Source organism: Paenibacillus sp. SORGH_AS_0306, from assembly GCF_030819345.1.
In the GTDB taxonomy this organism is placed as follows: domain Bacteria; phylum Bacillota; class Bacilli; order Paenibacillales; family Paenibacillaceae; genus Saccharibacillus; species Saccharibacillus kyungheensis.
The window spans coordinates 1743223-1757534 of record NZ_JAUTBP010000001.1; the positions used below are offsets into that span (position 1 = coordinate 1743223).

General features: G+C 38.1%; 2 protein-coding genes. Both read left to right on the plus strand.

Translation table 11 applies throughout. The features are described 5' to 3' along the window. The first annotated feature begins 21 nt into the window (after nucleotides 1-21). Complete coding sequence (locus QE450_RS07740; RefSeq protein WP_307298268.1) at nucleotides 22-7794, plus strand: non-ribosomal peptide synthetase; 7773 nt, start codon at nucleotides 22-24, stop codon at nucleotides 7792-7794. 43 nt (nucleotides 7795-7837) lie between these two features. Next, entirely contained in the window at nucleotides 7838-14293 is a 6456-nt protein-coding gene (locus tag QE450_RS07745) for a non-ribosomal peptide synthetase (RefSeq protein ID WP_307298270.1), read from the plus strand. The last annotated feature ends 19 nt before the right edge of the window (nucleotides 14294-14312 follow it).

Here is a 14312-nt window from a genome sequence, read left to right on the forward strand (position 1 = left end):
ATGTATCCAGGGAGGATCATCATGAGCAAGCGTCTTGAAATTGAAAAAATGATCTATCTTACTCCTCTACAGGAGGGCATGTTATTTCATTCGATGATGGAACCTCATTCATCGGCTTATATTGAGCAGGTGCAATTATCTGTCACAGGTGAATTAGATCACGCCATGTTAGAGCAAAGTATGCAAATCGTAATTCAGCGCCATGAGACATTACGCTCTAATCTGTATCATAAAAATATTGCACGCCCACGACAAATTATTTTTAAAGAGCGTTCGATTTCGATTCAATATATCGATTGCAAGCATACGTTAGATTGTGGGGAAGCACAGATCCAGCAAGATCGGCAGAAGCCATTTGATCTAATTAAAGATTTATTAGTGCGTATTTCTGTACTTCATACTGGTGCTGATCAATATACCATTTTGTTTACATTTCATCATATTATTATGGATGGTTGGTGTCTGGGTATTGTTTTGGAAGAACTATTAACAGCGTATGCTGCATTGCGTCAGGGACAAAGTATTCAATTAGCAGAACCTGTTGTATACAGCCAATATGTGAAATGGTTAGAGCAACAAAATGAAGAAGAAGCTCAATCGTATTGGCATACCCTATTACAAGGGTATGATCAACAATCAACGATTCCTTCTAGCGCTATGTCAGCATACAAAGAAGAACTTCAAAATAATTCGAGTTCTTCTTATGAAATAGGCGAGCATTCTTTTCAATTAACTTCTTCATTAAGTCAGTTGCTTCGTCAGACAAGTGAGACTTATGGAGTAACAGCAAGTAATCTGTTTTTGACAGTGTGGAGTATTATTCTTGGAAGATATAATCAGCGTGAAGATGTGGTATTTGGAACTGTTGTATCAGGTCGTCCACCGCAGATTCCAGGTATTGAACGTATGGTAGGTTCTTTTATCAATACGATTCCAGTACGTATTCAGATGTCTACAGAGCAGACATTTGTACAATTATTCAGACAAATCCGCCAATCTATGATTGATGCGCAGACCTATGATTATTGTTCATTAGCAGAGATTCAATCTCGTAGCGAACTGAAGCAACAATTGCTTGATCATATTATGGTATTTGAGAATTACCCGTTACAGGATTTTGTACAGCAAAATGACTGGACACAACAACTAGGCTTCTATATTGAAGCTGCACATTTAGCAGAACAGACACCTTATGATTTCAATATTGAAATAGAAGATGGGGAACAATTTCATATTTTATTATCGTATAACCGCCACAAATATGATCAAGTCCTTATGAATCGTATTGAAGGGCACCTGATACAAGTATTGACCCAAGCAATACAATCACCTGAAATAGCAATAAGTGAACTAAATATATTAACGAAAGAAGAATCTATTCAGATTCTAGAAGAGTGGAGTGGCCCGCATACTCATTATGAATCGACTACTTTCCATGCGTTATTTGAAACGCAAACTTTGCATACACCCGATCATATTGCTGTTATAGATGAGCAGGAAGAGCTTAGTTACAAAGAGTTAAATCGACGTGCGAATCAATTAGCACAAGTCTTGCGACAGCAAGGGATACATCGCGGACATCCAGTTGCTATTTTGGTAGAACGTTCGGCACAGATGATTATTGGCGCATTGGCTGTTATGAAATCAGGCGGAGCTTATATTCCTGTTGATCCTACATATCCTGCTGAGCGTATTGCTTATATGTTACAAGATAGTGGAACAAAATTGTTACTCACACAATCACATCTTACATCTCTAATTGAACAAGATAAATACACAGGTAAGATCGTATGTATCGATCAGTTCGAATATCAAATACAGCAAGAAGATCTAGTAATCGCTGACAATGAAGATGTATCTACTTCTGATCTGGCTTATATTATCTATACTTCTGGAACAACAGGCAATGCTAAAGGAGTTATGATTGAACATCATCAATATGTCAATACAGCATATGGATATCGAGATAACTATCGGCTAAAAGATTTCGATGTGAAGTTGTTACAGATTGCTAGCTTTTCTTTTGATGTATTTGCAGGGGATATGGCACGTACTTTCTTAAATGGTGGAACGATGGTGATCTGTCCTCAAGATGTTCGCATTGATCCTTCAGCATTATCTCAGTATCTAACAAAACACGAAATAACAGTGTTTGAATCTACACCTGCTTTAATTTTACCTTTGATGAAAGAAATACATGAGCAACATATTCAAATGGATGCTATGAAATTATTAATTACCAGTTCGGATAGTTGTAGTGTGCAAGATTATCGTCTTTTACTTGAACGCTTTGGATCGCGTATGCGTATTATGAACAGTTATGGAGTGACAGAAGCAGCGATTGACTCTAGCTTTTATGAAGAAAAGTTAGATCATTTGCCACTTAAAGGTACTGTTCCTATTGGTAGACCACTTGCCAATCATTCTTTTTATATCGTTGATCAACATCTTAACCCAGTTCCTGTAGGTGTGGCTGGTGAATTGTGTATAGGTGGACAATCGGTTGCTCGTGGATATTTGAATCGTCCTGAACTTAGTGCAGAGAAGTTTATAATCAATCCTTTTCGTAAGCAAGAACGATTATATCGTACAGGTGATTTGGCACGTTGGTTACCTGATGGACAAGTTGATTTTATTGGACGAATAGATTATCAGGTGAAAATTCGTGGCTACCGTATCGAATTGGGAGAAATAGAATCGGTACTGTTGAGACAGATGAATGTAGAGCAAGCGATCGTAACGGATCGTACGGATGAGCAAGGAGACAAATACCTTTGTGCCTATGTTACAGGTTCTATCCATACTCAAGAAGTACGAGCAAGATTGGTAGAGCAACTTCCAGCATATATGGTTCCTGCGCATTTTATTCATCTGGATGTATTACCGATTACTCCTAATGGAAAAATAGATCGTAAAGCACTTCCTGCACCAATGGGCTCACCTATGACTACTTCTTCTTATGCTCCACCTCGAAATACAACAGAAGTAGAAATGTCTCAAATATGGCAAGAAGTGCTGAATATCAGTCGAATTGGAATTGATGATTCCTTTTTTGAACTGGGTGGACATTCGCTCAAAGCAGTCATGTTAGTCGGACGAATGACCAAGCAATTTGGGATCGAATTGCCAATACGTCATGTATTTGCTTATCCGACTATACGTCAGATGGCACCATTAGTCAGAAATGCTGAAGATAAAGGTTATGCTGATATAGAGTCCGCTCCTAATCAAGCCTATTATGACGTTTCAGCAGCGCAAAAAAGACTATTTATTATTGATCAGTTAGGTGATGCCGAACAAGCATATAATATGAGCGCTATGTTAGAGCTTGAAGGTAAATTAGATCGAGTGCGCTTAGAGAAGGCATTTGAGATCATAGTAGAACGCCATGAGTCGTTACGGACTTCTTTCCACTTTATAGATGGTAAGCCAGTACAGAAAATTCATCCTCATGTTGAATTTCAAGTAGATTATCGAGAAGACATCCATACTGATCCCGTACAACTTATGGAATCTTTTGTTCGTCCCTTTTCGTTAGATCAGGCGCCTTTATTACGCATAGAATTGATTCAAGTCAAACAAGATCATCATATATTGTTAGCAGATATGCATCATATTATTACAGATGGTATATCAATCGAAGTATTTGTAGAAGAATTTAGTCGTTTATATGCAGGTCAACAGCTACCAGAACTACGCATCCAGTATAAAGATTATGCGGTATGGCAACAAAATCAGATGGAGCAGATTAGAGAAAAACAAATGCCTTATTGGAAAAAGTTGTTTGATGATGGTAAAGATGTTCCTGTACTAAATCTACCTACTGACTATAGCCGACCAGTCATGAAAAACTTTGAAGGTAGCACGCTCATACAGGAGTTAGATTCTGAACTGACACAAGGGCTTTATGATTTATGTGCGAAGTCAGGAACTACACTTTATATGGTAATGTTAGCCGCATATTCTAGTTTGTTGTATCGCTATACCAGTCAACACGACCTAATTATTGGTTCTCCTATCGCAGGTAGACCACATCCAGATATAGAGCAATTGATAGGTATGTTTGTTAATACTTTACCGATTCGTACTCATGTAACGCCGGAACAGACATTTACACAATTGCTTGAGCAGACCAAGCAACAAACATTAACTGCTTATGAACATCAAGATATTCCATTTGAAGAAGTAGTTGAAGTATTGAATGTAAGGAGGGACGTGAGTCGTAATCCCTTATTTGATGTAATGTTTGTTCTTCAGAATACAGGCATGAAACAGATTGAAGTAGAAGGAATGACATTCCGTCCGGTCGATTTTGAAATGGGTATTGCCAAGTTCGATCTAACCTTAGCCGTCGAAGAGTTTACAGATAAATTAATAATTTCATTAGAATATGCAACCAAATTATTTCGTACAGAAACAGCGCAACAAATGCTTACACACTATAGAGCTATTTTATCAGCTATCGTATCCAACTCGAATATATCTATAGCAGATTTGCCTTTATTACAACAAGAAGAGCAAGCTCAATTATTTGCTTTTAATGATACTGCAGTAGCTTATGGTGAGCATGATACATTATATCAACTTTGGGAAACTCAAGTGCAGAAAACACCTGACCATATTGCTCTTATTTGCGGAGAACAACAGGTAAGTTATTCAGAATTAAATGCCAGAGCCAACACATTAGCATCGAAATTGAGAGCTCAAGGTGTACAACCTGATGATATTGTAGGTTTGATGGTAGAGCGCTCACTTGAGATGGTGGTTGGGATTCTAGGGATTCTCAAAGCAGGTGGAGCTTACTTACCCATCGATCCATCTCATCCTGAAGAACGCATTCAGTTTGTATTGGAAGATAGTTGTACTTCATGGTTAGTACGACAATCTCATTTAGGAGAATCTGTATCTTTTGCTGGAACAATTTTTCTATTAGAAGAAACTGAACTGTACAACCAGACAATAGCTAATCTATTGCCTAGCAGTCATTCCAAAAATCTGGCGTATGTAATCTATACCTCGGGTTCAACCGGTCGTCCCAAAGGAGCAATGATTGAACATCATTCGGTGATCAACCGTCTGCAATGGATGCAAAAACGTTACCCACTTCAAGCAGAAGATGTAATCTTGCAAAAAACTCCATTTAGTTTTGATGTGTCGGTATGGGAATTACTATGGTGGGGTGAAGTAGGAGCAAAAGTGGTTCTTTTACCACCTGGAGGAGAAAAAGAACCGGAAGTTATTCTAAATGAAATTGAAAAACATCATGTGACCACAATGCATTTTGTTCCTTCAATGCTGTCTGCTTTTCTAGATGTATTGGAAAATTCATCACGTATTTATCAACTTCAGAGCCTTCGTCGTGTGTTTGCGAGTGGAGAAGCATTACCCGTTAGATTAGTAGAGCGATTTAATCGTTTGATTACTGCGCATTATGGGACAGAGTTAATTAACTTATATGGACCTACGGAAGCAACTGTAGATGTTAGTTATTATGACTGTCCTTCAACAAGTGAAATCACAAAAGTGCCTATCGGTAAGCCGATAGATAACATTCAATTATTTATAGTAGATGCACAATATCATTTACAGCCTGTTGGAGCTGCAGGAGAGTTATGTATTTCAGGAGTTGGGTTAGCGCGAGGATACTTAAATCGACCTGAGTTAACCGCAGAAAAATTTATCAATAATCCATTTATATCTGGTCAAAAAATGTATCGTACTGGAGATCTGGCTCGCTGGTTACCTGATGGAAATATAGAGTATTTGGGACGAATTGATCATCAAGTGAAAATTCGCGGATATCGAATAGAATTAGGTGAAATTGAAACTCATTTATTCCGTCATGAAGTCGTTAGCGAAGTTCATGTGATGACTCGCCAATCATCAAGTGATATGCCAGAGTTATGTGCATATATTGTACCTGACTTGAATCGAGAAGTGGAAATAGCAGAATTACGTGCTTTTCTAGCTCTACATGTTCCTGATTATATGATACCTGCTCACTTTGTATTTTTAGATCATATGCCTGTAACATCGAATGGTAAAATTGACCGTCGTGCGTTACCTGAACCTGATTTGAATCAACGTCATACTCAGACCTATAAAGCTCCTCAAAATGAAGTACAGCATGTATTAGCTGAAATATGGCAAGAAGTGCTCGGTATTCGGCAAGTCGGAATTACAGACAACTTTTTTGAATACGGTGGCGATTCTATCAAAGCATTACAAATAGCCTCCCGTCTTAATCGTCAGGGATTGAAGATGGAGATACGTGACCTTTTCCGTTATCCAGACATTATGGGGATTGCTCCATATATTAGTGAAATACAACGCCAGATTTCTCAGGATGAAGTGCAAGGTGAAGCTCTACTCACACCAATCCAAAAGCGTTTTTTTCAATACAATCTTGCTCATCACCAGCATTATAATCAAGCAGTTATGCTTCAAAGTATCCAACGAATTGATATAGATATTCTTAATCAAGTGCTTCACAAATTAGTGGTTCATCATGATGCCTTGAGAACGATCTATATCCAACAGGCAAATCATATATCTGCACAGCATCGAAGTATACAAGAACATGGGCTGTATCAGTTAGATGTCTATGATTACTCTCAATATGCCGAGACGCAAGCATATGAACATATTCAACAAACAGCAGATATGATTCAACATGGTTTTGTTTTGGATCAAGGACCATTAATCCGTATCGGTTTATTTCAAACTTCACAAGAAGATCAATTGTTATTGGTCATCCATCATCTAGTTATAGACGGCGTATCATGGAGAATTCTACTGGAAGATTTGGAAACCGGATATCAGCAGCGGTTACAAGGTCATGCTATTGAGTTTCCTTCCAAAAGTGATTCTTATGCCGATTGGGCTATGCATCTGAAGCAGTATGCTGGTGGACAAAAAGTAATCAATGAATTGGCATACTGGAATACATTAGCGCTACAGAAAAAAGATCCACTTCCACAGGATATACCTACTATCGGAAATGGATACGAACAGGATAGCAGCGAAGAAGTCATGACGCTTAGTAAAGAAAATACACAGCGTCTGCTTCAACAAACAAATCATGCCTATAATACAGAAATTAACGATATTTTGCTGACAGCACTCGGACTTACGTTCCATGAGTGGAGTGGTCAATCACATATTCATGTCAGTGTAGAAGGCCATGGCCGAGAATCTTTATTTAATGATATGGATATTGCACGAACAGTTGGATGGTTTACAGTAATGTATCCTCATGTAATGAATATAGAGCATGCAGACGATCTAGGACATCAATTAAAAGAAATTAAAGATGGATTGAGAAGAGTTCCTAATCAAGGGATCGGATATGGTATTCTGCGGTATTTGACGATAGAGCAAGATCCAATAGCGCTAGAAATCCTGCATTCTGCTCAAGATCCGGAAATTAGTTTTAATTATTTAGGACAATTTGACGAATCAACAAATCTATTAGATCAGTCAGTTTTCCAATCTTCTACACTATCTGTAGGAACTGAAATTCATCCTGAAATGAAGCGCCAATTCGCTTTTGATATTAATGGGATAATAAGTCATGGACAATTAAAAATGACGTTTAATTATAACCGTCATCAATACACGACAGCGACTGTAGCTCAATTAGTAAGCATGTATCAAAAGCACTTGCTCCATTTAATCGATCATTGTACAGGCAAGCAGATCACAGAACAAAGCCCAACAGATTTCACATATAATCAGCTCTCAATTGGTCAATTGGATCAGATCAGTAACATGTTAAGTGGAAAGTTGAAATAAGACATCAGGCAGAAGGTATGTTAATCCAGAAAGGATGAGCACTTTGAGTCAGCCACAAATTCAAGATATTTACCCGTTATCTCCAATGCAAGAAGGTATGTTATACCATGCATTATTAGATCCTGATTCAGACACTTATTTTCAACAAAATGTGATTACATTGCAGGAGACGTTGAACCCTTATTGGGTTCAACAAAGTCTGCAACAGATTGTGAATCGTTATGATGTTTTTCGTACTATTTTTTTGCATAAAGAAACAGAACGTCCTTTGCAAGTAGTTGTCAAAGAACGTGAAGCACCTACAATTATTGTTCAAGATGTACGTCAGAATTCTGAAGCTCAGAAACAACAGCTACTAGAAGAGTTTCAGCAACAAGATCGTGCAACTGGATTTCATCTAGACACCGATGTGCCTTTACGTATTGCTCTTTTTCAATGGGGAGAAGGATTATCGAAGCTAGTATGGAGTTTTCCTCACATTATAATGGACGGTTGGTGTCTAGGTATTGTAGCCAAAGACTTTTTTGCAATTTATAAGTCTTTACGTGATCAAACTACTGTTCATTTAGAAACGGTATATCCATTTAGTCAATTTATTCAATGGATAGAACGTCAGGATAAGATAGAAGCATCAAATTATTGGAATCAGTATTTAGAAGGATTAGATCAAGAAACGCTTATTCCAGGTTATCTTCGTTCAGTGGATAATGGTCTGCATGAATTTGAATTAGCCCAGCATACGTTTCGCTGGGATTCAAAGCTAACCAATCAGTTAGAACAGTTAGCAAGACAACATCAAGTAACAGTAAGTACTGTATTTCAGGCAGCATGGGGAGTGATGCTTCAAAGTTATAATTACCGCCGTGATGTTGTATTTGGTGCTGTAGTCTCCGGGAGACCTGAAGATATTGTAGGGATCGAAGAAATGGTAGGTTTATTTATTAATACTTTACCTGTACGGGTGCAAAGCGCAGAGCAACAGACATTTTCCGCACTATTAGTCCAGATGCAAACTGCAATGAATGAAGGAAATCAGTACAGTTATCAATCTCTTGCTGAACTTCAGAATCAGTCGGTATTGAAGCACAATCTATTATCACATATTCTTGTTTTTGAAAATTATCCGTTATCTGAAGAAATCACTCATAACGGTTCCAACGATAGTACGGATCTGCATATCGTAGATGTCGACGGATTTGAACAAACTAACTATGATTTGACCGTAATGGTTATTCCGGGCGAAGAGTTAGAAATTTCATTTTCCTACAATTTGCATCGTTATGAATCATCATCTATGCTTCGAATGGCAGATCATCTAACTCGTGTGATCGAACAAATTATACATACACCGGATATCCTATTGTCAGATATCCAATTGCTTACTGCTGATGAATGGACGCAAGTTGTAGAAGAATTTAATACTACCAATGCAGCGTATCCTTCTCACCTTACAATTCATGAGTGGTTTGCAGAACAAGTAGAGCGTACACCGAATCAATTGGCTGTAAGAGATACGCATACTTCGCTTACTTACAAGGAATTGGATCAACAGTCCAGTCAATTGGCTCATATGTTGCGTGCTCAAGGTGTTGGTGCTGATCATATTGTAGGTATTATGATGGAACGTTCACATTACATGATGGTTAGTCTGCTGGCTATTTTAAAAGCAGGAGCAGCTTATCTTCCACTTGATCCTGCTCATCCGCAAGAACGTTTAGAATTCATCCTTCAAGATAGTGGTACACAGATAGTAGTAACTACATTGAAGCATGAAACACGCTTACCAGAGCATCTTTATTTGCTTGTTGTAGACAAGCTCAATGATGAACAGAATGAAGCTTATGAGTATGAACAAAATGCTATCGTTACACAGCCGTCTCATCTGGCGTATGTGATTTACACGTCTGGGACAACAGGCAATCCAAAAGGAGCGATGATTGAGCACAGATCATTAGTAAATCGTATTCATTGGATGCAAACACAATATCCACTTACTTCAGAAGATGTTATTTTACAAAAAACACCTTACAGTTTTGACGTTTCCGTCTGGGAATTATTCTGGTGGAGTACACAGGGAGCAAGTGTAGTCTTTTTAGAGCCAGAGGCTGAAAAAGATCCAGCTATGATTATAGAAGCGATTGCCCGGTATGAAGTGACTACAATGCACTTTGTGCCATCAATGTTGTCTGTTTTTTTAGAGCATCTTGAAATGAAAGCAGAAGTGGAAAGGTTGTCTAGTCTTCGGTATGTATTTGCTAGTGGAGAAGCTTTGCAGATGCAACAGGTCAACCGTTTTAATCATCTTTTGTATGATACGAATCAGACACGTCTTATTAATTTATATGGTCCTACTGAAGCTACTATTGATGTGTCTTATTATGATTGTTCACAACAAGAGGAAAGTATGCAATTCGTGCCGATCGGGCGTCCGATCGATAATATTCAATTGTATATTATGAATACTTCTCAGCTTCCTCAGCCAGTGGGTGTACCGGGGGAATTATGTATTGCAGGTGTAGGATTGGCTAGAGGATATCTCAATCGTGAGCAACTTACTGCTGAAAAATTTGTACGTATTCCACATCAACCTCAACAGCTTATGTATCGTACAGGTGATCTGGCACGCTGGTTGCCTGATGGCAATATTGAATACATGGGACGTTTAGATCATCAGGTCAAAATTCGTGGGTATCGTATCGAATTAGCAGAGATCGAATCTGTTTTACTTGAAGACCCATCAATCAAAGAGTGTATTGTGCTCGATCGTCGTGATGAGCAACATCAAGCTGTATTATGTGCTTATCTAGTAAGCGATGAACAAACCATTTTAGTTGAAAATGAGATCCGTACACGTATATCTTCTAAATTGCCCGAGTATATGATTCCGACTCATTTTATTATGATTGCCAATATGCCTGTGACCTCTAATGGCAAAATCGATCGTCGATATTTACAACACATTGAACTAGACCGAACAGCTATAGAATATGTACAACCAACAGGCGACATCGAAAAAAAATTAGCTAGTATATGGCAGCAATTGCTTCATGTTAAAGTCGTTAGTGCGACAGATTCCTTTTTCCAATTAGGCGGACATTCTTTAAAAGCATCTCAATTAGTCGCTCTGATTCATCAACAATATCAGATAGATATACCTTTACGTTATATTTTCAAATATCCTATTTTGCGAGATATGGCTACATGTATTGCGACAAGTGAATATGAAATGAATCAAGCGATTCCATCTGCACCTGAACAAATGTATTATCCAGTTACTTCTGCGCAACGACGGTTATTGATTTTGGATCAATTGGAACAAGATAGTTATGCTTACCATATTCCACATGTACTTATTACAGCACAAGAAGTAGACATTTTACGTTTGCAATCGGTTTTTGAGCAATTGATTCAAAGGCATGAATCTTTCCGCACTTCATTTACATTTATAGATGGACAACCTGTACAGCATATTCATCATCAAGCTTATTTTCAACTTGAAGTGCTACAATCCGACCTTGATTACCAGTCCATTTCTAATACTACAGATAATACACTGGATCAGATTATTGATTCTTTTATACGTCCTTTTGATCTGAGTCAAGCACCATTGCTACGCGCACAAATCATACAGTTTGCTAATGGTGGAAGTGCATTACTGATTGATATGCACCATATTATTGCTGATGGAGTATCTCTGACTATTATTACAGATGAATTTAATCGTCTATATGAAGGTCAGTCACTGCCTGCTCCAAAATTGCATTATAAAGATTATGCGGTGTGGCAACAAACACAATCCGATCATTTTCAGAAGCAACGTGAATATTGGCTGGAACAACTATCAGGAGAATTACCAGTATTAAATCTACCTACTGATTTTCCAAGACCTGCACTTCAGCAATTTGAAGGTACTCATCTTTTAACTACACTAAATGAAGCTGAAACAGTGCAACTCAAAAAAGTAGCAGCAGATCATGGAGTCACATTATATATGCTGTTGTTAGCGGCTTACCATACCTTATTGCATAAATACACCGGTCAACAAGATATTATAACAGGTTCACCAATAGCTGGAAGACCGCATGCTGATATTCAATCTATAGTAGGTATGTTTGTGAATACATTAGCTATGCGTAGCCGACCACAACCAGAGCATACCTTTACACAATTTCTCAAAGAGATTCAACAATGCTCTATCGAAGCTTTTGAACATCAGGAATTGCCGATTGAGCAAATGATAGATGATTTGTCATTGCGACGCGATCTGAGTCGAAATCCATTATTTGATGTCATGCTAATTGTACAAACGATGGAATTCGATACGACAGCAAGCCATGATGTGTTATGGAATTCTTACGAATATAATGCAGCAGTATCCAAAGTAGATTTAACTTTGCAAGTTGAAGAACAAGAGCAACATATTCAATTCCAATGGGAGTATGCTACACACTTATTTAAAAAGGAAACGATTGAGCAATTAGCCGAACATTGGTTATGTCTATTGCGCGCTATTATGCAGTCTCCTGAAGCGCGGTTATCCGAATTAGATATGGTAACACCATCAGAAAAAGAAATATTACTATCTCAATTTAATCCAGTTGCATCATCGTATTCAGATCAGCTTACTATTCATGGATGGTTTGAACAGCAAGTACGCCAGACACCAGATGCTATAGCTTTGATCTGGGCTGAACATCAATTAACGTATCAGCAGTTAGATGAACAAGCGAATCAATTAGCTCATTTATTAATCAGTCATGGTTCAGGTCCAGATCGCCTAATTGGACTGATGACTGAACGTTCAGATTTGATGATCATTAGTCTGTTAGCTATTTTAAAATCTGGTAGCGCATATGTACCGATTGATCCTGATTATCCTGCTGCTCGTGTGCAATACATGTTAGCGAATAGTGAAGCTTCTATATTAATTACACAACGTCATTTGGTTCAAGATTGGGAATACTCGGGAACTGTGATCTTAGCTGATGATCGTGAATGGACTACAGCATCGACACAGCCAGTCAAAGGAATTACAGAAGTTCAAGCAGAGCAATTAGCTTATGTTATCTATACTTCCGGTTCTACAGGGCAACCCAAAGGAGTTATGCTTCAGCATCAATCCGTAGTTAATTTTATCAGTGCAATGCGACAAGAGCTTAACTTCTCGGAAGGGCGTAAAGTACTTGCTTTAACTACATTATCATTTGATATTTTTGTATTGGAAACATTGGTTCCGTTAAGTAGTGGTATGACTGTTGTGATCGCTGAAGAAATTCAGCAGAGAGATCCACATCAATTAGCTGCATGTATTCAGTATCATCATATCGATATGATCCAGATGACACCATCTCGTCTACAAATGTTGATGAATAATGTAGAAGACGCTCAATGTCTCAACCATGTACAAGAGCTTTTGATTGGTGGAGAAGCTTTACCACTAAGTTTATTACAAGCGGTACAATCATTTAAACATCTACGAATTTACAATATGTATGGACCTACAGAGACAACGGTATGGTCAGCGATCTATGAATTAACTCATGCTACAGAAGTTCGAATCGGACATCCGATTTTGAATACACAGATTCATATTGTGAATGAGCACAATCAATTGCAACCTATCGGTATAGCTGGTGAATTATGTATTGCTGGGGCAGGCCTAGCTCGCGGGTATTGGCAACAAAATGACCTTACTGATGAAAAATTTGTTCCTAATCCGTATGCATTATCGATAGCTGATAAAGTACATTCGAATCCTTTTATTTCTTCAGATACCAGTCATTCAATTCAGCATCTATCTTCTAAAATGTATAAAACAGGTGATCTGGCACGCTGGCTACCTTCAGGTGAGATTGAGTTTTTGGGGCGCATTGATCATCAAGTAAAAGTTCGCGGATATCGTATTGAACTTGGAGAAATTGAAGAAACACTTACTAGCCTACCTGATGTAAATGAAGCCATTGTGTTAGCAGTTCAAGATCATAGCGGGGTATATACATTAGCTGCTTATTTGGTATTAAAAGATTCAACATCGAATACGTTAGTGGCTGATATCCAGAATCATTTACTTGCTCATTTACCAGAGTATATGGTTCCTTCATCTTTTGCAATAATAGATACGATGCCATTAACACCAAATGGCAAAATTGATCGTAAAGCTCTGCTACATGTGGAGACAGAAACGATTGTATTAACCGATTATATCGCTCCACGTCACGAAATAGATCAAGATTTAATTGAATTGTGGTCTGATCTTTTACATCATTCTCAAGCACAAATTGGTATTCAACATTCCTTTTTTGAACTGGGTGGACATTCGTTAAATGCATCATTATTTATTGTACGATTGCGAGAAAAGTGGGGGATACAACTCGATCTTCGTCATTTTTTCCAATATCCTACAATTCAAATGACAGCAGATCAGATTATGCTGGAACAAGAAGAATTGCGCCGGTTTGAAGAGTTATTACGAGAAGTGGAAAGTATGGAGCAGTTATAACACGATAACATGCAAAGGG